The organism is Ferrimicrobium sp., assembly GCF_027319265.1.
In the GTDB taxonomy this organism is placed as follows: domain Bacteria; phylum Actinomycetota; class Acidimicrobiia; order Acidimicrobiales; family Acidimicrobiaceae; genus Ferrimicrobium.
In genome coordinates this window covers 18,756-41,049 of record NZ_DAHVNP010000025.1, presented here as the reverse complement: position 1 = coordinate 41,049, position 22,294 = coordinate 18,756, and the positions used below count along the sequence as shown (strand labels likewise).

General features: G+C 56.3%; 17 protein-coding genes. 6 read left to right on the top strand and 11 right to left on the bottom strand.

All coding sequences use genetic code 11. The features are described from left to right. Positions 1 to 118: 118 nt before the first annotated feature. Together M7439_RS02825 and M7439_RS02820 are read right to left on the bottom strand one after the other, a co-directional pair. Positions 119 to 916: a lysylphosphatidylglycerol synthase domain-containing protein gene (locus M7439_RS02825; RefSeq protein ID WP_298345454.1), complete on the bottom strand. Its 798-nt coding sequence runs from the start codon at positions 914 to 916 to the stop codon at positions 119 to 121. Positions 917 to 2,290: 1,374 nt separating this feature from the next. After that, a complete protein-coding gene (locus M7439_RS02820; protein ID WP_298345451.1) occupies positions 2,291 to 3,205 on the bottom strand; it encodes an HNH endonuclease in 915 nt (304 codons plus the stop codon). A 481-nt stretch (positions 3,206 to 3,686) separates the two neighbouring features. Here M7439_RS02820 and M7439_RS02815 point away from each other — a divergent pair, with 481 nt between their 5' ends. Beyond that, a complete protein-coding gene (locus M7439_RS02815; RefSeq protein WP_298345448.1) occupies positions 3,687 to 4,103 on the top strand; it encodes a GNAT family N-acetyltransferase in 417 nt (138 codons plus the stop codon). Positions 4,104 to 4,567: 464 nt separating this feature from the next. Then, a complete protein-coding gene (locus M7439_RS02810) occupies positions 4,568 to 4,927 on the top strand; it encodes a DsrE family protein (protein ID WP_298345445.1) in 360 nt (119 codons plus the stop codon). 277 nt (positions 4,928 to 5,204) lie between these two features. Here the strand turns inward: M7439_RS02810 and dinB are convergent, their stop codons facing one another. Continuing rightward, the gene (gene dinB / locus M7439_RS02805) at positions 5,205 to 6,284 is read right to left on the bottom strand and encodes a DNA polymerase IV (RefSeq protein WP_374045741.1); all 1,080 of its coding nucleotides are present in this window, start codon (positions 6,282 to 6,284) and stop codon (positions 5,205 to 5,207) included. Between the two features lie 418 nt (positions 6,285 to 6,702). Between dinB and M7439_RS02800 the strand changes: the two genes are divergently transcribed. Further along, positions 6,703 to 8,148, top strand: coding sequence for an AMP-binding protein (locus tag M7439_RS02800; RefSeq protein WP_298345440.1), 1,446 nt, complete (start codon positions 6,703 to 6,705; stop codon positions 8,146 to 8,148). Positions 8,149 to 8,856: 708 nt separating this feature from the next. Here M7439_RS02800 and M7439_RS02795 read toward each other — a convergent pair. The 3 genes from M7439_RS02795 to M7439_RS02785 all read right to left on the bottom strand — a co-directional run bounded on the left by M7439_RS02795 (position 8,857) and on the right by M7439_RS02785 (position 12,999). After that, complete coding sequence (locus tag M7439_RS02795; RefSeq protein ID WP_298345437.1) at positions 8,857 to 9,825, bottom strand: hypothetical protein; 969 nt, start codon at positions 9,823 to 9,825, stop codon at positions 8,857 to 8,859. A 900-nt stretch (positions 9,826 to 10,725) separates the two neighbouring features. Beyond that, positions 10,726 to 11,772, bottom strand: coding sequence for an MBL fold metallo-hydrolase (locus M7439_RS02790; RefSeq protein WP_298345434.1), 1,047 nt, complete (start codon positions 11,770 to 11,772; stop codon positions 10,726 to 10,728). Between the two features lie 516 nt (positions 11,773 to 12,288). Continuing rightward, on the bottom strand, positions 12,289 to 12,999 hold the full coding sequence (locus M7439_RS02785) for a YitT family protein (RefSeq protein ID WP_298345431.1): 711 nt from the start codon (positions 12,997 to 12,999) through the stop codon (positions 12,289 to 12,291). A gap of 52 nt (positions 13,000 to 13,051) precedes the next feature. Here M7439_RS02785 and M7439_RS02780 point away from each other — a divergent pair, with 52 nt between their 5' ends. Next, positions 13,052 to 14,479, top strand: coding sequence for a PLP-dependent aminotransferase family protein (locus tag M7439_RS02780; RefSeq protein ID WP_298345428.1), 1,428 nt, complete (start codon positions 13,052 to 13,054; stop codon positions 14,477 to 14,479). Between the two features lie 326 nt (positions 14,480 to 14,805). On the opposite strand, the gene M7439_RS02775 is transcribed toward M7439_RS02780, so the two are convergent. From M7439_RS02775 to M7439_RS02765, 3 genes are all read right to left on the bottom strand, one after another. After that, positions 14,806 to 15,912, bottom strand: coding sequence for an MFS transporter (locus M7439_RS02775; RefSeq protein WP_298345425.1), 1,107 nt, complete (start codon positions 15,910 to 15,912; stop codon positions 14,806 to 14,808). A 719-nt stretch (positions 15,913 to 16,631) separates the two neighbouring features. Next, positions 16,632 to 17,150 carry a hypothetical protein gene (locus M7439_RS02770; RefSeq protein ID WP_298345422.1) on the bottom strand — a complete coding sequence of 173 codons (519 nt, stop codon included), beginning with the start codon at positions 17,148 to 17,150 and terminating at the stop codon, positions 16,632 to 16,634. Continuing rightward, the gene (locus M7439_RS02765; protein ID WP_298345419.1) at positions 17,147 to 18,472 is read right to left on the bottom strand and encodes a YCF48-related protein; all 1,326 of its coding nucleotides are present in this window, start codon (positions 18,470 to 18,472) and stop codon (positions 17,147 to 17,149) included. The genes M7439_RS02770 and M7439_RS02765 overlap by 4 nt, the downstream gene beginning before the upstream one ends. Positions 18,473 to 18,850: 378 nt before the next feature. Here M7439_RS02765 and M7439_RS02760 point away from each other — a divergent pair, with 378 nt between their 5' ends. Further along, a complete protein-coding gene (locus tag M7439_RS02760; protein WP_308464372.1) occupies positions 18,851 to 19,615 on the top strand; it encodes a hypothetical protein in 765 nt (254 codons plus the stop codon). A 150-nt stretch (positions 19,616 to 19,765) separates the two neighbouring features. Further along, on the top strand, positions 19,766 to 20,230 hold the full coding sequence (locus tag M7439_RS02755; RefSeq protein WP_298345413.1) for a phage tail protein: 465 nt from the start codon (positions 19,766 to 19,768) through the stop codon (positions 20,228 to 20,230). Between the two features lie 152 nt (positions 20,231 to 20,382). On the opposite strand, the gene M7439_RS02750 is transcribed toward M7439_RS02755, so the two are convergent. Both M7439_RS02750 and M7439_RS02745 read right to left on the bottom strand, forming a co-directional pair. Continuing rightward, entirely contained in the window at positions 20,383 to 21,138 is a 756-nt protein-coding gene (locus M7439_RS02750; protein ID WP_308464371.1) for a Fic family protein, read from the bottom strand. 907 nt (positions 21,139 to 22,045) lie between these two features. Further along, the gene (locus M7439_RS02745; protein ID WP_298345406.1) at positions 22,046 to 22,273 is read right to left on the bottom strand and encodes a hypothetical protein; all 228 of its coding nucleotides are present in this window, start codon (positions 22,271 to 22,273) and stop codon (positions 22,046 to 22,048) included. Positions 22,274 to 22,294 lie beyond the last annotated feature (21 nt).

Here is a 22,294-nt window from a genome sequence, read left to right as displayed (position 1 = left end):
TCCCCACCACCCCCTAGTTCCAGGAGCCTTCTCAGTACTCGTTCCTTCTGTTCTCTCGGGTATACCTTCATCTGACTCCTCGTTCCCCGCCCTTGATATGACTGTAGTGGATCTCCCTTCAAGGGCTCTGATGGCTAGGGCAGGGGACAGTGATATGTAAGGCGACAATTGATGCAACAAGACAGCCGATATCGGTAAGCCAATTCATCAGAGCAAAGAATAGGGACGCTATCCAGTCCTGCCATCGCGGATCAACCGTGCGAGCATACCGGCCGATCTCTTCGATAGCTTTGCGCACGCGACTCTCAGAGGAGAATCGAGCTAGGTGTTTTGAAGTTGCGCCGCGTGCAGTACGGCTCCGTTGGTGAAACACCAATATCGCAGATCCCCCGATTAAGGTGATTGCAACTGCGAGCAAGGGCCACCGTAGGTCACTGCTGGGTCCTTTATCACCAGCGATCCAAACTCCAGCGATCAAAATGCCACTTATCGTGACGCTCGATAGTACACCTGAAACGACAAGTACCCAAACGACAAGATGACGGGGCGCTTCGCGTCGCCGAAGTTGGTCTAACGCCCATACCGTCGACCACGCAGCACCGCCTGGAAGACTCACGGAAAGCGCATTGCCTGCAAGAGTTATCTCAATCATTGCCCAAAGATGCAGTGTTGTACCTCCTATGCGTAGAAGCCAGCGCTGCATCCGAGCGAAAGCGCCCATTGACGCCATCTCGGCGAGAATGGCGATGCCAACCCAACCCCATCGCAGATGTGCAAACAAGCCAATCGCAAGTGCGAAATTACGTCGTTGAGCGAAAATCGCATATCCTGCGACAACTGCAAGAGCGACTTCGACTACGGAACGAAGGATTCGAAACCAGTGAGAGTTACTTCGCCGCGAGCCTGCGCTGGTCATGTCAAAGTACGACCCATATAGGCGCTGACTACCACGTTCGCTGGATCACGGCCAGAAACCTTCATAAGGAACTCATTCCCACAATATTGGAAGTTCAAAATCTCGAGAACCGATCGATTCAGTGAGCTGCTTCGATCATAATAGAAGGTCTCACAGGAGGAGGCACAAATATTGGAAGTCAATTGGGGCGTCCTCCTCGAACCATCATTGGAGCTAGCGTAAGTGTTGCTTGCGTACTGGTGAACCAACCTGGTGTGGTCAAAACCCAAATGCTAACGGAAAGGCCCATTTTGCCTCGCTCCCTGAACAGCGTCCCCTTTCACCTCATGACCGAGCCTTCCCATAGGCCAGCTTCTCGTCGGACTCACCTTGACTGGAGTCCCTTACCCATTATTCATTGGGCCAAGATCACCGGGCCACTTGCGGGGTCTCCGCTGGATGGGGTCCACCGCTGAGGACCGCATCCGGAACCGAGAGATACACAGGATGGGTGCATACCGATCCTGATCGGATGGTATCGCATCCTTTAAGTAAACGGGCCAGACCAAGGATTTGTGGTACACGGGAGCAGGTGCCCGTTGAACTCTGGATCCGAAGTTCAAATCCTAGCCCTTCATGCCTACCCAGGCGTTAACATCAATGCAGGTCAGCAAGGGCGTGTTCTTCACTGTGTGTCATCAATAGGCATGCTTAGTCACGATTCCGTGACACGAAATGTGACAGGGATTGTGCCGTCGTGACCTATGCAACGACCGTGCACCAATGACTCCAGCTGATGCCTTCGTGCGGGTCTAGTCCTCGCATGGTGGCTGGGTTATATTTGGGACTGGACGGACTGCAATCGGAGCTATCCATAAACAGCCATCAATGAGATTGCAACCGAGCCACTCCTTCGTCAACGGGTCAAAACTGCAATCCCTGATTGGATCCAGTGGTGTAATGGGAGACATCGTCAATTGGGAATCGACTATTTATCGCCGATTCAGTTCGAACAAGCCGCTATGTTGCAGGCTACATAGGTAAGGGGAGTCCGGTGTCCCATTTGCTGAGCAAGTCCACTATCTGTAATCCATTGGTCTCATGTTGCTTTGTAATCCGTACATCGATGTGTCCAGGCGACATACTCGTGGTAGTTGGTCTCATCATCCATCTTGGGCCACTGAGTTTGATGCTGAGATCTTAAGGAGTTATACGGACAGTAGTTTACGAGCAGATCAGTAGTTGAGGGAGATGGTTACGGATATGACTGGACATATTGTGGTGCTCGATCCCAGATTGGGCGGTCTCTTGGGGGTTGCCCACAGCCAGTCAGGTTGAGGATCTTTAGCGCAAGCTGGTTCATAAAAACTCCGCCGTTTAGCGCGATTGGAAAGGTCACCTCGTGTTGCGAAACTCCTCATATCGCTCCGAGAGGCGGGCTCTGTCCGGATGCGACGCCCGCTCTCTTGGAAGTACGAGCTGAGTTCCATTCATTTCCTTGAGGCCATGTTGGAGCATCGGGCCATCGATCTCGCGTAGAAGTTCGGGTTTCACCTCCACGACGAAGTCGGGGCGAATACCCAAGAGATTGCGGTCAAAGGCGGCATGATGGAGCTTGCACAGGGTCAATGCATTGGGCACAATCAGTATCCCTCGCGGATGGCCATCGGGAAGAATGTGGGCAGCATCTAGTAGTTCGGCGTGATGGAGGCGACAAATCGCGCAGGTCGAATTATAGGCATAGAGAACTCGTGCTCGAAACGATGGTTGGTGCAATCTAGCCTTGGTCATCTTAGCGCGGTACTCACGTTGAAAGATATCGATCGAATCAAGGTCGAGTCCATGAAGATATTGGTCCACCGCTATCGCGAACTCGTGGTGTGATTGGTCCTCCGCTTCGACATAGACGGGATAGATGGGCAGGTAAATACTGCGTGCAATGCCAACGAAGTAAGCCAGGGGCAACCCCATTTTCATGGCATGACGTAACGCCCTATTGTCCGATTGCTGTCCATCTTCGCCTCGGTACTTATAGCGAACTAGGCCATGCGATCCAACATCATCGATATACGGTGGAACCATTGATGGAGGTGTGTAGGTGGTTCGAATGGTCAACGCGCCAGGGAGGTCCCGTACCTTTCGGATTCCATTTTGTACAATGAGTCGGATAGGTTGACCCTGGAACTCAAAGGTATTGATCATGCGAGAGGGGAGAAACTCTGCTTTCGCTCCTGCAAGGCAACGGTCCAGATGATCAAACATGGCCTGACGGAGCTGCAAATCACCGTCGTCTGTTTGAAAGTTCTTCACTGCTCCCAACCTTAGTGGATCGGCAATCTCAGTTTGCCCGTTGGCGAGGGGTCAATCCAACAACTGGTAAACTATTTTGGTAGAGAAACTGTGAATTCCCATTGCACTGGTGTGGCGAAACCGACCCAGGTGCTCCAGTGGCTTAGCGTTCTAAATTTTACTTACCTTTGACTTCCCCCGACCTTAGTGTGGGGGGGTTAGCTCGACCGCACAGGGTCAGCTGACGGTATTTGGACCGTAGCCTACCCGCCCGGCGTAGCTCTTACGTAGTAACTCTCACAGAGTTCAGTCAAAGCAATCAGACAAGTAGCACCCTTCGGCAACAGTCTGTGATCGCGTCGGGCTGCGGGAACAGAGATGGAAGTTGGTCTGACAGATTCCCGGGGATCGTGCTCGAATCATGATCTCCGACGTGTCGACTCCAGGTCGATTGTATTCGTGGCGGAAGCTCTTGGCGCTGAGACGCGGTTAGATTGAGTGCGTGCGGGATGCAGTCGATTTCAGAGAATACCAAGAAGGCGATCTTGATGGTGTGCTTGCCTTGTGCCGCCAAGAGGCCTGGAGTTCCTATGTTGACGACAGGGATCGGGCGCACGCAGTCTTCACGGCGCCAGGGGTCGTGTCCGTTGTTGCCACCGATGCCGGTCGAGTTGTCGGATTCGCTTACTTCCAAACCGATAGAGCAATACAAGCCCACCTGTCCCTTCTCGTTGTTGAGCTGAGTGTTCGAAGAGCCGGTATTGCCAGGAGAATCATATCCCACGCGTTCCCGCTACTCGGCGTGGCAAGGGTCGACCTCATCACTGATACCGCCGAAGAGTTCTATCGCTCCCTGTATCACAAGGAGGAGTCGGGCTTCCGACTTTATCCACCAGGGATTGCTGCTAGCGATGGATAAGTGATGTCGTTTGTCCTGCTAGGGCGAGTGGATCAAGTGCGAGGGTCGATCGTGCTAGCCACACAGAACTAGGCCGTGCCGACTTGCACGACCGCTAGAACGCTAACCAAAGGGAACACTCTGCAGGCGATAAAGCCCGAGGCGACACCGACCGAAGGTTTTCGACGGAACGGTCGCTGCTGTTGCTGGATTGTGCGTGTTGATCCAAACAAGCATTGACGATCGCACGAACGATTGTGAGCAGGAATGTCGCTCCTTCACATGACTGTTGGTATGATGCAGGGCTCTACGTGGTACGGATCCGTTGAGCCGATGGCCAGGTGTTATCGCGTAGGCGCGTCACCAAGAGGCAAGGAAGCAGTCAGTGAAGGTTCCAGTGTTGGTGGATATGGCTACCATGATGATGAGACCCATTGGGCTATCTGCTGGGTGAATATGAAAGTACTCAGTGATGAGGAGGAGATGTGGAGTCGACTGACCGATCAACACTTGTTGTATTGACAACAGGGAAGGAAGCCTTCGTCAGGGCAAATGCCGTGCTACAGATGACGCTCATGATCCGCAAGACAAAGCAGGAGATGCCCGTTGAACTATTACTGCTCGGTCCCGGTGTTGAGGTGTTGCGCTCCAATCAGAAAAACTCACCACAGTTCGAACAGCAGCTAATTGGATTGCGAGAGGCTGGGGTAAGGATTGCCGTCTGTGAGGTCTCCTTGGAGAGTCTTGGGCTGACCAAGGACCAGATGTTCGAGTGTGAGACGGTGAAGGGCGGCGTGGAAGTGGCCACGAAACTGGCGGAGGACTGGAACGTTCTTACCTTCTAACCGCCAGTCCTCCTATGGTGCTGGTGTGGCATGACTAGAGATCCGGAGCCAAATGGGTCTCTGCACTCATGTGGCCCCATGCCTAATCAGGCGGAACCGTCTCTTCCACCGCCTGGTACAATACCGGCATCAGCGAGGGAGTAGGTGGGGGAGGCGCCTCCTTGTCTTGAGGCTCTCATGTCGTAATCGGGATTGGGTGAAGGGTGCAATTCGAATCTCTTCACCATTCCTCCATGGCGCTGTGCCTGGGTGTGGATCGTGGCTCTCATGATGGCGGTTACCCATTGAGAACGGTTTCATCCAATAAGCTGAGCTGATCAACGATGACCACATCCGTCTGAGTGTTTACCAGACCGCTGATCGCCACGCCCAACAATCGAACCGATGCATGGGCACCTCGATCGGTGGGGACGGCTCTTGCCAGGAGTGTCGGCAAGATAGCTGAGATCGCCTCTGGGCGCCAGATTGGCTCCGGGACGGTGAGCGCCCTGGTCACTGTCTGAAAGTCTGGGAAGCGTGCTTTGATACTCACGGTGCGACCGGCAAGGTCCAACGCAGAGAGATGAGACGAGACCCGTTCTACCATCTCCGTGAGAACCGTCATCATCTCCTGCCTGTCGTTGAGGTTGGTTGGGAAGGTCCGCTCACTGCCGACGGATTTGCGTACACGGTTGGGTTGGACGGGACGCAGATCGATCCCATTGGCTACTTCGTGAAACCAGAGTCCGATCTTGCCGAAGTTGCTCACCAGTGTCTGCTGCGATGTATGGCGGAGTTCAAGAACCGTGTGGATCTCCAATTTGGCCAACTTGTCCACGGTGGCTGGCCCGATACCATGGAGCTTGCTCACGTGGAGGGGGGCCAGGAATGCTAATCCACGCTCTGGCGGAATCACCATGAGGCCATTTGGTTTACGCCAGTCGGAGGCGAGTTTGGCGAGCAATTTGTTATAGGACACCCCAGCCGAGGCAGTGAGCCCAGTCTCACTCTCGATACGCCCACGGATCTCTTTGGCGATCTCGATTGCTAGGAGCCCATCCGAGGTGGCCTCCGTCACGTCAAGGAATGCTTCATCGAGGGAGAGGGGTTCCACAAGGGAGGTGTAGCTGTGCAGAATCTCCATGACCTGCTGGGATGCGTGTCGGTAAGCGTCCATTCGGGGACGGAGAAATATCCCCTGAGGACAGAGTGACTTGGCTCGAGAAGCAGTCATGGCGGAGTGAACGCCGAAACGGCGAGCCTCATAACTGCAGGTCGCTACGACTCCGCGACCTGCAGGATCTCCACCGACGATGACGGGTTTCCCTCGTAGTTCAGGGTGGTCTCTCTGCTCGACGGCTGCGAAAAAGGCATCCATGTCCACGTGAATAATCTTGCGAACGCTGGAAGTCGTTCCTGTACCTTCGCTCGGCAACTATGAACTCCTTGAGCATCGACGCCATGGCGCCTAACTACTCCACCAGAGTCTAACACGCCCAAGAATCTGCGCAAGAACTGCACCAGTGGGTACAGACGGAGGTGATGGTGTTGTGAGGGAACGCGTTCATCGGCCGCCCGTTCGCGTGTACTCCCTTGGAGAATGAGTTTGGTTGATGATGACCAACACTGGGGTGGATACAAACACCCCGGACCACGGTGTCGGCGCTAGGATGCACGCGATACACCATATGGATTAGATTCTTTGCAGCGATCTCTCTGATGTGTCACCACCGCAGGTGTCCTCACCGGGACTGGGGATCCCTACGGGCGACGGGGGCTCAGTTTGAGATGCTTGGATGGGAGGAGAGCTCGTGGTCGAGACACTGATGTCGGTGTGGCAAGCGATGTATCGGGAATCACCCTCCAAGGTCGTGATTGACGAACCGCAGCATTCGCGCCAACTTACCGCGGAAGATCTCTTCACGAGATCGGAGCTCAGCGCTAGGCAGTTGGCAGCGCTCGGATGTGGTGCTGGGGATCGCGTGGCCCTTGATGTCGCGGAGCCGATCGACTTTCTCATCGCTCATCTGGGCATCCTACGTCTTGGTGCCATTAGCGTACCTGTTCCCAAAGGCGCAAGCGACAGCGAGGTGCGTGATCTCGCGCAGAACTGCTCGCCCAGAGCTGTGTTGACTGATCATTCTCGGAGCGCTGCATGGGATGAAAACGGCGTCATGGTTGTGCACCCCGGTGTCAACGTGAGTCCAGATCATGAGGTACCCATCGATGGTGCGGACGCTAGCAGTATCGCGCTCATGCTCTACACCTCCGGTACAACCGGAAAGCCGAAAGGAGTCCCGCTCTCTCATCGGAACCTGCTGGCCACCGCTCGATCGGTGATCACCGCCTGGGAGTGGAGTAGGGAGGATTCCCTGCTGCTCACGCTTCCGCTACATCACATGCATGGGCTCGGTGTCGGTCTCCACGGCACACTGTGTGCCGGAGCGACGGCCGTGGCCTTTGAGCGATTTGACGTAGATGCCGTGATCGAACAGGTGCGCAACCAACGGGTGACGATGTTCTTCGGGGTCCCGACCATGTATGCCAAGTTATTGGACCGGGAGGGTTTCGAGGCGTTTACAAATTTACGATTGATGGTTTCGGGTTCGGCCCCCCTCTCGAGGGAGACCTTCCGCCGAATCACCGAGGTGACGGGACAAGAACCGCTTGAGCGCTACGGGATGAGCGAGACGGGGATGATCACCTCGAATCCGTATCGTGGACGCCGCAGCGCCGGTAGCGTTGGCAAAGCACTCCCCGGGGTAACGATACGACTCTCGGGCGGTGACGAAGGAGAGATTCTTGTCCGTGGCGAAGCCGTCTTCGGCGGGTACTGGCAACGGGAGGAGGCAACTCTACAGGCCTTTACCAGTGACCAGTGGTTCCGAACCGGGGATCTTGGCACTCTTGATAAGGATGGATACTTGATCATCAGCGGTCGTGCCAAGGAACTGATCATCAAAGGGGGCCAGAATGTTTTTCCTCGGGAGATCGAAGCCTGCCTTGAGGAGATGGAGGGTATTGTTGAGGTGGCGGTGATCGGTGAGCCAGATGAATATTGGGGGGAGAGGATCGTGGCTGTCCTTGTCGCGGCGAGTGCCCCGCCCGATCAGGAGGTCGTACGCCAGTTCGTTGCCAACCGCCTAAGCCGTGTCAAGGTGCCGGATGAGGTCCGTTACGTTGAGGAGCTCCCCCGGAATCGAATGGGCAAGATCCAACGAGAACTCCTCCAGGGGCGGTAACGATCCCACTGGCCCCTCTGGCGAATCTCGGGTGATTCCGTTGTGAAGGAGGCAGATCTGCGGACTTCGGGTTCTGGCGGGTCCGTACGAATTCCCTGAGTGATGTAGCACACTACGGCCAGTGCAACACGGGGGCCTCCACCGGCCGGTCCCAACTCATAGGATTGCTGTCCTGCCAGCAGAGGGGCCGGTCAGTATCCACAACCTCCTCCAGCCGGCGAGGGCAGTCCCGTTGAGTCGAACACCATGAGCAGGGCTCCCAAGGTGTTACGGAACGAAAACGGCCGGAGGAGGCATCAAGGGGCTCGTGCCCGCCGAGCGCTCCACTCGAGTGAAGCACTCTAGGATCGTGACGACGTCGTTTCCCATCAGTTCAGAGGGTAGTGGCCCCTGTCGCCATGTGCTGACTCTCGGAGTGGATCAGCGGCTCTCTGTAGGCGCGGGTCTACTCGCCGATGGGCGTCTCTCGTGCTCCAGCGCAGTGGTGATCTTGGAAAACGAGAGGTGGCATCGGTGGTCAGGGGCATACCACAGGTTGGCATCGCTCCCCGTCCACCTTATCGGCTCCCCTCGACCGCCCTCAGCTAGCGACTCTACCCAGTTGTGTTGTGATCGGGCTGGAGTCGGCGAATTCACCGGTAGAGCTGTCGCTGTCCCTCGGGTTTTGAGGAAGCTGCCCGATCACATGCAGGTTCAACCGATCGACAGTCAAGACGATGAGGTCGACGAGGCAAGTGCACCCGAATCCGAGGGACCTCCGGTCTCGAGGACCTTGACCAAACCGGTCGGAGCGTGGGCAAGGATTGCATCAAGAGGAACGGTGGATCTGTCAGGTGTAATCGATGATGGGGCGAGAACGACGTTGGTCGTGTTGGCCACAGTTGTGCACTTGGCGTAGTCAAAGGGGACGGTGACTTCTGTGCCAACCTTGAAGTTGTCGGTTTTGAGATTGCCATCAGCGAAGGTTGAGAACCACTGAGCACAGCTGGGGGCCTGGTAAGCAACGCGTAAAGACCCGTTATGGAGCGCTGATGCTTGTTGCCAGGGCACCGAAAGCACCTCGCGAGCGATGGCGATCTTCGGTCCGGTCAGCGGGCCGCCACACGACGGAGTACCCCGACTGGTATAGACAACTGCTCCGTTCCCATCTTGCCCATAGATTACGACTGCGGTGTAGATCGGGTGATAGGAGGTCTTGGTTGACGGGCCATCTTTTGATGAAGTCATCGCGGGGCAAGAGGTGGTCCCACCCCATGCGATTCCTACCCATGCGCCACGGTGATCAAGGGGTGGGGTACCTGAAGGCACCTTTGTATCCCCTAGCGTCACGCGTCCGTAGCCCACGATCGCATGGGCGTAGGATCCTTGGACAGCAGAAGTAGCTGCGAACAACTTTGCGGCTTGAGACCAGCTCAGTCCAAGATGCTTCGCTGTGATCGCAGCTCGCGGTGGTGAGATCTGTAACCCACCCACGGTCACGACCCTGTTATAGCGGCCACCGGCGATGGTGCTCGCAGATGGGGAGGCCGGGAATGCTGGAGGCGGGTCATGCGCGGATGTTGATGATGATCCGCATGCGGCCAATCCCGAGGCCGTTGCACACAACAGAACCCCACCGACGAGGGCTCGCAAAGACTTGTAGGTCTCCAAGCGAAGAGCAATCTCTGGCGCCTTCATCGTCTGATGCCTACCGAGGCGTACCTGCAGTAACGGGTTGCCAAGCTGAACCAATCTGCTTCTTGTCTGGTGCCACGTTCCAGGCTGGCCTTCAATGACTTCATCGCGCCTCCTGTGTGCTCAGTCACTGCTCGAATCACGCCATCTGGATCACGCCATCTGGATCACGCCATCCGAACCACGCAATAGAGAGCTCTACCGAGCGAACATAGCATATTTATGGGTCCACTGGGCCTCGGAAGTCTGGTGGGGAAGTGATCTGATGATAAGCGCGGCCGTCCCAGGAGTGGGTTAGGGAGTATTCCGGTTTGAGCGGTCATGGGAGTGGGAGAAGATGCGATTCCAGGCTCACCACAAGTGCGTGGAGTGAAGTCCAGCGAGACACGCATCGACCCGCTGGTGGTCGATCGCTCGGCCAGAGGGAATGTGAGCGAATCGATACAACAGAATAGTAGCGAATCGATACAACAGAATAGTGAAGAACGCCTTCTGGCGTCGTGGTGTCTTCCTCGGCTTCGTTCCTGGTGATTCGCGCTCCGTGTAGATACCCGACAGCAGAGTAGGTTGTAGTCATTGGAATGCGCTTGCACGAAAAGGTCCTTGTCAACGGTCCTATTGGGCTTCGCGTGATGGGTCATACGCACGAGCACGCAACTCGATCACCTCCCGGTCGCTGTTCAAACAAACCAGAGCCCAAACGTAGGTGGCAACAGGTCAGGACTGCCCTTGGCGTGAGTCTCATGTAACATCGCTGGCGCGAGGGCCAGAGCGCGTCCGCCCACGCTCTCGATGATCAAAGGCTAGGCCAACGGGTAGTTAGCACAGTCGATCCAGCATCGCCTAGCAGAGGAAGTGGAATCCAAGGATCGTTTGCTGGTGGGCGTGATGAGGTGTGTGTCGCTACGAACTGGCAGCGATGATCATTTCGCTTCCGACGGTGTTAGCGAAGAAACGCTCCGGAAAAGCCTTTGCAATCGCAATGGTTGCCGCCATACCAGTGCAATGCGCCGGCAGAATTCGCTTGGGCTTTAGAACGTCGAAGGCCTCGATGACCTTAGGGATGCTGGGTGCAAAATCAGCCCCTGAGAGATGGAACCCGCCCACGACCGCCGCGATAGCCGATTCTCCGGTGAGATAGGTCGCGTAGTTGAGGGTGTTGATCACACCCGCATGACCGCAGCCGGTGATCACAACGAGACCCTGGTTTTTGACATTGATGACGATTGCTTGATCGTCGAGTACGAGAGCATCACGAATCCAATCCTCCCCGTCAAAGCGCTCTTGTACTGGAAACCCGTGTTCAAACGAGGTTGTTCGTTGTATCTCCCCAGTGACAAGGAGCGCCCCGTTGAAGAGGTAGCTCGGCTGAGGCTCTTCGATCACGTCAATCATGGAAGCCGCGAGATAGCTACGTGATGGAGTTGGTATCGGTATCATTCCCTCCTTCGTATTGAGGCGTCGGACATTGAAGGAGTCTGGATGAAGGACGAGGGGCAAGTTCTTGCCTTTGAGTTGCTCAACGAGACCGACGAGTCCGCCGGTATGGTCGAAGTGACCGTGACTCAACACGATGATGTCGATGTCTCGAGGATCAAGATCGAGCAGAGACATGTTGTGGACCAATCCATCTGGCGAGATCCCGGTATCGAAAAGTATGCGGTAGGTGTGGGGCCCATCGTCGATGGTGACCAGAGCGGAGTAGCCATGCTCTGCTCTGAGCGGAATGTGGGTATAGCCCTCAAGCGTTGACTCGGCAGGAACGGGATGAATGATATGGTGCCTTTTGATGACGTCTTCGGAGGGGGCGAACATATCGCCATAGTTGTCGACCAGCGTGAATACACGAACGCCGTCAACACCCCGGAGAGCAATACCCTTGTCGAGCGGTCTTTGATAGGTGGATTCCTGGGACGAGGAATGATGATGTTCGATGGTGTCGTCGCACATAGCGACTCCTTTCCAAAAGGCCGGCCGGTAGACCCCTGTCTGGCTATGCCTTCGCTAATGGAGCATAACCCATCCAGGAGCGGAACTCAAGGCGTCTCCACCAAGCGCGACATGACCGTACAACACTGCCCCACAGCGATACATCCTCTAAGAGGCTAACGGTCGAGAACCGTGCCATGTCAATAAGTCTAGATTGCACCAGATGTCGTGGGCCAACCCTGGCCAACTCAAGGAGTCCGTACGGTTGTTGCACTCGAAGATGTCAGAACCAGCGTGTTGGTGTTATTGGATCTTGCGTTCTCGATGGACGGGGAGGTCATAGTTGAATTGCTACGTACCGAGGTGTTTCGATCGGTGATGCATGCGAAGTGGATGTGAGAGAGGGTAATCGCCCATTGTGCCTAGTTGCCTTCGGTGGAGGTGATGCGGGAGAGCCATCAGATGATCCGATCAGCACCAGAACGTTAAGGGAGGTGTGCATCGTTGACCCGTCCGCCGCACAGTAGGGTGAGTGGATCAGTCCGTCGTTGTCTGTTGTGGAGCGGAAGGAGGCGGTTTGATTCGCAGAAGTGGGATGAGCAAGTGCACGAGTGGCCCAATGGCGATTGCGTAGGTGAGGGTGCCAAAACCAACTTGGCCCCCTAAGAGCCATCCCACGATGAGTACTACTGCCTCGATCGAGGTTCGGGTCACTCGGATACTGTGTCCTCGAGCTGCAATTCCGAGCATGAGTCCATCGCGGGGGCCCGGACCGAGTGTGGCACCGATGTAGAGACCGGTCGCAAGACCATTCAGGGCTACCGCGAGGGGCATGACAATCCATCGACTATCGCCATGAGCATGAGGGACCAGCCAAAGCACCAAATCCATCGTTGAACCGATGAGAGCCACGTTCGCTAGAGTACCGAGACCTGGTCGTTGACGGAGTGGAATCCAGAGTGTCAGCACTACCAACCCAAGGAGGATCGCCCAAGTGCCAATGGGGATACCTGTTTGTCGGGAGAGTCCTTGATTGAGGACATCCCAGGGATCGAGACCAAGCCTTGCGATTACAAGCATCGAATCACTCACCCCATAGAGGACGAGTCCAGTGAGGAGTTGGATCGCTCTTCGGGTGCGACGGTCTTGAGGGACGGGTGCAATCATGCCCGAAAGCACGTGTCTCCACCACTTGAACCGTGGAACCTCAGCATGTTCGAAACTCACAAGACTACTGTAGATTGGCATGGATACTCAATTAGGATCCACTTTGGATCATGTGGCATCTAAAACGAGGGCAATGGCGAGTTACCAGCTCGCGAAGAGCCTCGGCGATTGGCCATTGATAGGTCACAAGGGTCCACTCTATGCCCGTCTAGCATTGGGCATTCGCTCGCTCATTCTTGATGGCCGTATTCCCAATAGCGTTCGTCTGCCCGGCGAACGTTCACTAGCCGTGGAGTTACACGTGAGCCGACGAACCGTCTCCTCTGCGTATGCAATGCTAAGAGATGAGGGATTCCTCGTGAGCCATCATGGCGGAGGTAGCGTGACTCAACTACCGGCAGGGAGAAGCCGACAGGGTGCGGCGTGGGGACCTGCGGTTTTGCAGGACTCCAGCTGGCTCGATCTTGCTGTCGCGGCCATGCCTGGTGATCCACGCATCGCATCTGCAGTGGTGGGTGTGCTTGAGACTCTGCCGCACCATCTCACTGACCATGGCTATGTCCCTCAGGGGTTGTTGCCGCTACGTGAGGCTGTTGCTGATCACTACTGTCGTCGTGGCCTTGCGACCTCCGTGGAACAGATTGCCATTGTGAGCGGTGCTCAGCAAGCCATCTCACTGGTTGTCGAGACCCTCAGTGGCCCTCTCGACCCAATCGTGATCGAGACGCCTACGTACCCCGGGGTGCTGGACGTTCTGCGTCGGTGCCGATCGCGGGTGATCGACGTTGGATTGGACCACGACCAGATGGTTCTGTCTCATGTGATACGCCAGGTCCTGCCAAAGCTTATATATCTGATTGCTGACTTCCACAACCCAACGGGGAGACTTCTCGGAGCGGTCGAACGTGAAGAGCTGGTGCGGATGACTGGCGAGAGTGGTTCCTATCTGCTTGTGGATGAGAGCTTTGTAGAGCTGGGTTTAGAGGATGCTCCGGCCGTTGCTCCGTTGGCAAGCTTTGGAGGCGATCGACATGTGATCTCCGTTGGATCCATGAGTAAGTCCTATTGGGCTGGCCTACGGGTGGGGTGGGTGCGAGCAGATCGTGCGGTGATTGCGCAGCTGATTGAGACTCGGGCCAGTGTTGACATGTCGAGTCCGGTCGTTGATCAACTGCTCGCTGTGGAGCTTCTCCGAGCAGGGCGGGATCTGCTGCATGCGAGGCGAGAGGCGCTTCGCATGCAGCGCGATACTTTGGTCGATGCCCTCCACACCCACCTTCCACAGTGGCAGTTCCAGGTACCACCCGGTGGCGTCTCGCTCTGGATCGATTTAGGCAAACCCGTCAGCACGCTCGTTGTGGCAAGGGCAGAGAGTTATCAGATCCGACTAGCAGCTGGATCCCGGTTTGGACTCTCAGGGACATTTGAGAACTGTCTTCGGATACCCTTCACGCTCCCCGCTCAAGAACTTGTCGTCGCGGTTGGGCGCCTGAGTTCGGTTATGGCCGACGTGGATAATGGCTGGAGGTTTACCCCGCCAGTTGGTGGCCCTCTGGTATAGATACTGTTGTCCGATGGGTGGAGGTTCGTCCCAAAAGCCACATGTGTTGGCGACGTGATCAATGGATCTCCTCATCACGCTGGGAGCTTTCGGTGGCGATTCAGTGGATACGTCTCTCTTGGCGAGTGGGAGGAGCGGCAGACAGACCAACCACGCATCGAGAGCAGGGGTACTTGAGACAACTGCGAGGTGGGACATTCGCTGCACCATGACGATGCATCGGGAAGGAGCCTTCCAATAGCCCACCTGTGATATCGGTTGATTACTCTCGGTTGATCAGGGAGTTCTGGGCAGACAGGTGCGCGTGACCTCGCTATGGCGTGGTATCACTGGTCCCCACTGAGTTTTCTGGTGCGCCTTCGGTAAACCAACAGTACTGCAACGGCAACCAACGCAGTGGTGACCGTGGCGAGACCGGAGAAGGCAAGGGTTGCCCGAGCCCCTAGCGCCGCTACCAGTGGACCACCGAGCGCAGCACCGACTGGTGAGGCGCTCACAGTGAAGACGCCACTTGCAGCCGCGACTTGGGTTAGAAGTTCCCTACGTGCACTTCGCTGAATGATGGTCTTCTTCAGTGGGATGAAGGGCCCATAGACGAGACCACCTACCGACATGGCGATAAATCCGATCACCACCGAGGTAGTGAAGCCAAAGGGAATGAGGCAGACACCCCAGGCTGCGACGGCAGCGATGGTCATTCGCCATAGTCCAAAACGGTGGATCGACGTAGCACCAAGAGCACCAAGGGTAGCTCCTAACGCGAAAACGGTCCAATAGCCGCCGAGCACGCTGGCACTCGCGTGCAGGACGGAGGAGACATAGAGCGGCAGGGCGACCTCGACGGGTCCGTAGAGGCCATAAAAGATGACACAGAGTAATGTGATGGCACCAAGTGCCGGGAAGTTCCATAATGCACGCAGACCGTCGCGAATACCAGCGGAAGAGCTCTTGACGACGGGAGTAGGTGGTTGGTACCTCCGCCTCGCGAGCACTGCTCCTGCTAGCAAGACGTAGGTGGCGGCGTCGATTGCAAAGACAAGACCTGGTCCTACTGTTGCGATGAGCACGCCAGCAACTGCAGGCCCGCCGATGCTAGCTGAGAAGCTTGCTACCGAGTTCAAGGAGTTTGCCGCGACATGCAGTTCGGACGGCAACAGCTCAGTAGTGGCAGCCAGGTCGCCAGCGATACCGAGCAGGCCAAAGAGAGAGGAGCATCCGAGAAGCGAGACGTAGAGAATAGGTGATAGTGTGTCAGTAAGTGCAAGGCCAGCAATCAGAGCGAGTGGCACGGCTCGAAAGATTGCATCGACCAAAATGATGAAGCGAGGGTCGAGACGCTTCAGAACTCGGCTCGCGCCTAGTGCCACAAGGACACCCGGCAGCGTGTAGGCCGCTACTGCTTCTCCAATCAAGGAGACCCGCACCATGGCCATGGGCAAGCTCTATGGCGAGCCAAGCAACCGCGACTGCGCTCATTCCGTTGCCAAGAGAGGAGACTGAATACCCGATGAACAGCGTTGCAAAACCTGAATAGTGCAGCGGTGCCCAGACTCTAGGGCGTGGGATGCCATGGGATGCTGGTCGGTGAGGACTCGTCACAAGTAGTAGTCTCTAAGGTTCTTACTTCTCGAGTCGTTGTGTGGCGTCACATGGCATAGGGACATTGGCTCACCTACCTACGATGCGCGCAGGTCGGACAGGAAAGCACGTGATTCGGTTCATAGGTGGCTATCCTACGACCTCAAGTTCACTTGAGGTCAAGTCGACACCGTGAAGAGTCTTCCCATTGATCGGCGTGGAGTCACAACTCGGCCGAATTTGTGGCGTATGACGAGCGTACGCATCTGGAGTGAGGGCCCAAGACAACACAAGGAGCGCATCGACGGCTATGGATGTGGTCTCTCCTCACGTGAGGAACACGTCCCTACTCAGCAACGCTCGGGAGTTCATACTCAGCCTTGTGCGCCTTCATCGAAGATTGACCTCGGCGCAAGTCCCAGGCTACTCTAGAGTTCGAAAGTTTCGTCGGGGAGAGACAGGACGGTTGTGACGTATTGGCAGTGTCCCAGCGAACCCGATCTGGCTCATACAGTTGGGAACGCTGCTCTATTGGGGCGGGGGAAACGCGTGGCCCGCCGCATGGGGAGCGGTGTCAGGTGCTCGGGTGTGAAGCGTAGGTCCAGGTTAGACCCCCGTTGGTTGTTCGCAGTAGAGAAGACCCTGACCAAGTCCAGCCATCCTGGGCGTTGATGAAATCAACATTCTCTCCGATCAATTCGGGGGCCACGCCGGTATTGTCAGCGTTCGCAAAACCGTTGATGAGCCTCGCTTTGGTACCGCTGTCGGTGACGAGAAGGAAGCCATTCTGATCGGGGAACCATGCCGCCGTGGAACCAGCAAAACTTACCTGAGTCGGAATTGTGTTCGACTGCGACTGAACCAACTTTGCCAGACTCGTAGCTATCGCAAGATGCGCCTTCTGTGCCAAATACAGGCCACCGATCGCGGGATCCGATGGAGGTAGTGCAAAGCGTGAGAGTGCCGCTTGGTCGACAGCATGCCAGGACTTCCCACTGTCTGTCGTCAGCCAGAGGTGGGTGGAGCTGCAAGCAACTCCGTCTTTGGTGCCCTCAAAGGTCAGAGACACTCCGTTCCCGGCGAGTCTTCTCACAAGGGTCCAGTGCCTTCCCCGTCAGTGGTTTGATAGACCTTGCTTTGGTTCTCACTTAGCATTTCGTAGGCGAGAAATCCTCGTTGTTGGGTCAGAAATACGATCTGGATCGTCTGAGTCGCGCCAACTCTTGGAACAACACCAATTGTGTCCCAGCTCCTACCTCCGTCGCTGGTCCTCAGAAGCGCGCGAGTATCTCCAGGTATGCCGATTCCATAGCCGAGGTGGTCGTTCACCAATGAGACTCCATTCACTGGATGGGGATGGGTCGTTGGGTATACCTCCTTCCAGCTCCTTCCTCCATTGAGCGTCTGAAGGAGGACACCAACACCCGCCCCTGAATCGAGTAGCCAACCTTCGCTGGGCGAGACAAAGGACATGCTGACAGGCGCCCCCATGCCATTTGGAATCCAAGGTTCATTATTCCAGTTGGCCCCTGCATTTGAAGTCGTGCTGATCGACTCCGAGCTTGAGAGGCTACACGCCTCGCATTGTCCCGCCACGACCGCTGTGTCCGTTCCTTGCACCACCGCCATCGGTCCGGGTGCAGAGCCTGGACCTACAGGTACGTGGCCTGGCTCGCCAGGGGCGGGTCCATCGCCAGCGGTGGCCTTGGCCAGAACTGGAATCCAGTTCGTTCCATTTGTGGTTCGAAAGACTGAGTAGGAGCCTTGACTCATCTGACCGCTATCGGCGACAAGTGCCCAACAGACGTACGCTGATGCGGCATGAAGTGAGATAGACGATGGCGGCGCATAGCCACTGAGAGTGGGAATCTGTTCCACCTTGGACCACGCTTCGCCTGCATCCACCGTCTTAAGGATGGAACCACTGGCGGTACTCATCCAACCGATGTTCGGACTGCCAAAGGAGATCGACATCGGTGAACCTGGCGATCGGAGCTGGTTCCATTTGACGCCACCATCGGTTGTCTGCCACAACAGCCGATCCGAGTTCCCCGATTCGCTCTCTGCACCGTCGGTGATGGCAAAGCCGCTGGAAGGCGTGGAGAACGCGACCTGGTGAATCCTCGTTGGAAAGGTAAAGGTAGACCAACTCGAACCACTGTTGTGGCTGATCAGAGTGGTGTGTCCGCCCCAAGTCGCGATGGAGTTTGGTGCCACCATGGATACCGATAGCTGCGTAAGCGCTACCCCAGGGTGTGCCACGGTCCGAAAGTGCAGACCGCCATCCGTTGTTTTGAGGATGAGGCCGTTGCCAACCATGTATCCGGTTGTCGCCGAGCTGAACCGCATCGCGTTGTCATAGCGCCCGCGAGGTTGTCCAAGAACCCTCCCATCAATGGACTCAACTTTCGGCATCGGCACAAGCTTTGCGTTCTTGGACGTGGTGATTGCAGAGCCATCGTGGCCCGATTGGTTGCTGTTGGTCTGGCTGCTCCGGGTTTGATTGCATCCTGAAAGGGTGATGGCGGCGGCTACTAAGGCGAACGTTACGAGTCTTGCCTTACTCACCTTCTATCACCTTATCATCCACCCGTCAGCGACATATAGGGAAAACATATAGAGAAATTGTTAGCGACCATCGCAAGTATATGGATGGGGGAGTGCCAAGGCAGGCATAGCGACTCTCATGGTTGTCGGAGGGTCGCTACGGTAGATCCCGACTCTTTGCTCGGCGCACAAGTATTGCTCATACTTTGAAACTGGATGATCCCTTCTGTCGACCCTTGGAGTAGGGTGACGCTCATGAACGGTATCGAGCTACCCACTAGTTCCCTGATCGAGGTCTATACTGCCGAGGAACGTCCGGACCTCTGGGAGAGATCTCGGTCGCTTTTCGTAGATGTTTGGCCAGAGTACAACCTGCATGGCAACGAGACGTCTACCTATTTTGGTGCCCTCTTTCCAAAGTACGCTCCGTTCCAGCTACTGGTTGTGGAGAAGAGCAGCGAACAAATCATCGCACGCGGCCGATCGATACCGTTTCGCTGGGATGGAACCCAGGCAGACTTGCCAAGGGGCATTGACGCTGTTGGACTGCGTGCAGTGACAGACGATGTCGAGCCCACTGCACTTTCAGCGCTGGCGGCCGAGGTGGCGATGGACCACCGAGGCGAAGGTCTCAGCCGTCTACTGATCCAGTCGATGATCGTCGCAGCCCGATCCAGCGGTCTTGGAGTCCTGATGGCCCCCGTGCGGCCGAGCTGGAAGGATCGCTATCCACTCATACCCATCGAGCGCTACGTCCATTGGACCAGGGAAGACGGGCTCCCCTTTGACCCTTGGCTACGCGTACACGCTCGACTAGGTGGAGCGATCGTCAGGACGGAGCCGAAGTCGCTGTTGATTGAGGCTCCCATCAGCGAGTGGACGCGCTGGACAGCGATCCTCTTCCCCGCGGATGGCGACTACGTCTTCTCAGGCGGTCTGAGTCCACTAGTCGTCCACGATGGAATCGGCACCTACTGGGAGCCAAACGTCTGGGTGCGCCATGAGGTCTGAGGATGCGCTCAATTCACCTACTTACTTCCTCTCTATGGTAGTGCCGAGCTCGTAGGTGCTTATGGTCAGCGATGCGTAAGGAAGATTCAAGTTGGTGCTGGGGCATGGGTGGCAACCGAATATCCTTGGACGCGGTTGACTGGAGGTGCTATGTCGTACCGAGTCGATTTCGAGAGTGTGTCCACCGTTGGGTTGGAGTCATCGCCGGTTGCTAATGCGCTTGCGGGACTGCGCGCGAACGAAGCTCGCTATTTCAAGAACAAGTACAACTATGACTTTGTAGTAGAGCCGGCAAGTGACGCAGGCGAGACCATCAGTAGGGTGCAGCGAATCCTCAAGGAAGAACGTGACATCGTGATCGCCTCTGAGCCGCTCGAGGGCTGCACGTCGAATGTCGAGAATATCAGATGGGACCACGTCTTCTACGAGAGTGGTCTTGCGATCAACGTGATGTACCCCACCGATGATCCGAAGAGGCGGGCGGTTGGCTTCAAGCTCTCAGAGGGAATGGACATTCCAGACGAACTCGCTTCCCGATTTAAGTTCGCTCGGCAGAGATCGAAACTCGCTGGCACCATTCGTGGTTCTTTTTTTGTCATCAAGGGCGAGTACTAAACTTGGGCGAAGCCGGTCTCGCAAACGCCTCCGGGTCTCCCGACAAGAATTCGCACCCGAGAATGCCGCCCCTGCCACCCACGGTTGAGGCCGGTCACAAGGCAAGACCGTGTTGCGTAACGCGTTTCGGAAAGGTTGCGCACTCACTGCGGTCACAGGTGTGAATGTGGTGGCTTCGCAACGTGAGACAAGTGAAGCACCTCTTCGTACACGGTCAGCGTCCGCGCCACACCATGGGCTACGACCTCGATAATCGGGTTCGTATCGCCCCGGTCCGCTGACGATAAGGCAGCGTAGTATTGGAGTCGGTCCGTAGGTTCTAACAAGGCAGGCAGATACTCATGGCGCAGCAGCCAGAGGTTGAGAAGCAATCGACCAGTACGGCCATTGCCGTCGGCGAAGGGATGTATCGCCATCAGTCGTGCGTGCATCTCGGCACCAATCGCAACAGGATGTCCCTCTGATTGGTGCCACTGTGCAAACAAATCGTCAACCTCGCCCGGAACAGATAGAGGATCAGGTGGAATGAGTGTGCTACCCGAGATTGCTACAGGCACCTCGCGGTAGTGCCCGGCTTCACCGGGTTGTGATCGACACAACACCAGCGCATGCAGTGACCGCAAGAGCCAGGGAGTAAGCGGTTGATCGGATTGTGACCACAGGATCATCGCATCCCAGGCTTCAGCGTGGTCAATCGCTTCTAGATGATCGCGCAGGGGTTTCCCTCCCACGGTGATGCCTTCAAGTACCACCTGCGTCTCAGCGAGCGTGAGATGATTGCCCTCAATAGCGTTGGATGTGTAGGTGATGCGTACTCTGAGCGCGTCTGCAAGGGAACGGCTGGTTTCTGAGGGCAATGGACGTAACTGGTGAAGATTGTGCATTCGCTGGTCCAGCGATGCTAGCAAGTGTTCGGACTCGTTAATGACAACCCCCTCTCCCTTGATCGTATCCTGCCTTGGCTCCACCTTGACCATAGTGCCAGGTGTAGGTAGCTCCGCCTTCGCCGCTGGTTGCGATGCGGAGAGGGCACGGCTTTTGAGCGCACCTAGGCAATATCATCCCCTGCTCCTGGCATCTTTGACCTCAGCAAGGGTGCTGTTGGCAGTTCGGACACCCTCTGCCAAGGCTTGGCGTGTTGTGGCCAGCACGTGGTTCGCATCCACTCTATAACGGGAAAGGCGTCGTAATGCATTGGCGCTGTCCTCAAAGGTTGATGAGGCAAGGTCGCGCTCGAACGGTACACCGTCAAAGTGCAACCCAGCCAGTTCTTGCCGGTGTGCAAGTGTCTTATGCATTTCCTGAAATGCGTACTGCTCCGGGTTTGCCTAGCGAATAGCCTTCATGGGACCATCCCAGCAAAGCGAGCCGCCTGTCGCCAAGCTCTGCTTGAACAGTGGTCACGACCGCGTCGAGAACAGCATCTGATTGGGGAGGGCAGTAAGCTGGCGAGTCACCAGTTCCCGGTAGATCGACGTAGAGGCGGCGCCATCCGGAAAGTTCGGCGAAGACGGGCTCTATTGCAGCTGCCAGAGCAGCGTGATCAAAACCAAAGGAGGGCACACGATGATCGGGTCGCCGTTACGCTCACCATGTTCCTGGAGGTGAAGCGTCAATGCTCTTGTCCCTCCTTAGCAGTGCCTACGCCGATAGGTGATGAGGAACCGGCAAACCCCGGCGGCTTGCGCTCTGGAGTCTCGTAGCCATGGAGCCAGTCCAGTGCCGCGCTTCGTGCGAAGCGTCATCCGGCCCCGAACCGTCGAACGGGGAGTCCACCCGAGTGGACGCGTACCAAGACGGCATCGTCGTCAAGCTTTAACAGGCTAGCGAGCTCGGTGAGGGTGAGTACCTATCAGCCTCGCCCTTTGGCCCACTCGGTACTGGCGAAGGAGTATCAGGTGTAAGCGTCGACTCGAGTAGATCATTAACGAGGTCCTGTTTGGTACGCCCAAGGGCGTGGGCTCGGGAGTCGAGTTGGCGAGCTCGTGATGCAGGAATGCGGACGAAGAGGGCAGTACGGGTTTCAGCCACAGAAAAGGGCATAACACGATGCTATCTAGATAT

What these genes read in the sequence shown, in the direction of transcription:
- dinB (WP_374045741.1), bottom strand. Translation starts at nt 6,284, where the DNA reads ATGGATGCCTTTTTCGCAGCCGTCGAGCAGAGAGACCACCCTGAACTA.
- M7439_RS02790 (WP_298345434.1), bottom strand. Translation starts at nt 11,772, where the DNA reads ATGTGCGACGACACCATCGAACATCATCATTCCTCGTCCCAGGAATCC.
- M7439_RS02785 (WP_298345431.1), bottom strand. Translation starts at nt 12,999, where the DNA reads ATGCCAATCTACAGTAGTCTTGTGAGTTTCGAACATGCTGAGGTTCCA.
- M7439_RS02745 (WP_298345406.1), bottom strand. Translation starts at nt 22,273, where the DNA reads ATGCCCTTTTCTGTGGCTGAAACCCGTACTGCCCTCTTCGTCCGCATT.
- M7439_RS02825 (WP_298345454.1), bottom strand. Translation starts at nt 916, where the DNA reads ATGACCAGCGCAGGCTCGCGGCGAAGTAACTCTCACTGGTTTCGAATC.
- M7439_RS02795 (WP_298345437.1), bottom strand. Translation starts at nt 9,825, where the DNA reads ATGAAGGCGCCAGAGATTGCTCTTCGCTTGGAGACCTACAAGTCTTTG.
- M7439_RS02800 (WP_298345440.1), top strand. Translation starts at nt 6,703, where the DNA reads ATGGGAGGAGAGCTCGTGGTCGAGACACTGATGTCGGTGTGGCAAGCG.
- M7439_RS02775 (WP_298345425.1), bottom strand. Translation starts at nt 15,912, where the DNA reads ATGGCCATGGTGCGGGTCTCCTTGATTGGAGAAGCAGTAGCGGCCTAC.
- M7439_RS02780 (WP_298345428.1), top strand. Translation starts at nt 13,052, where the DNA reads ATGGCGAGTTACCAGCTCGCGAAGAGCCTCGGCGATTGGCCATTGATA.
- M7439_RS02755 (WP_298345413.1), top strand. Translation starts at nt 19,766, where the DNA reads ATGTCGTACCGAGTCGATTTCGAGAGTGTGTCCACCGTTGGGTTGGAG.
- M7439_RS02765 (WP_298345419.1), bottom strand. Translation starts at nt 18,472, where the DNA reads ATGCCGAAAGTTGAGTCCATTGATGGGAGGGTTCTTGGACAACCTCGC.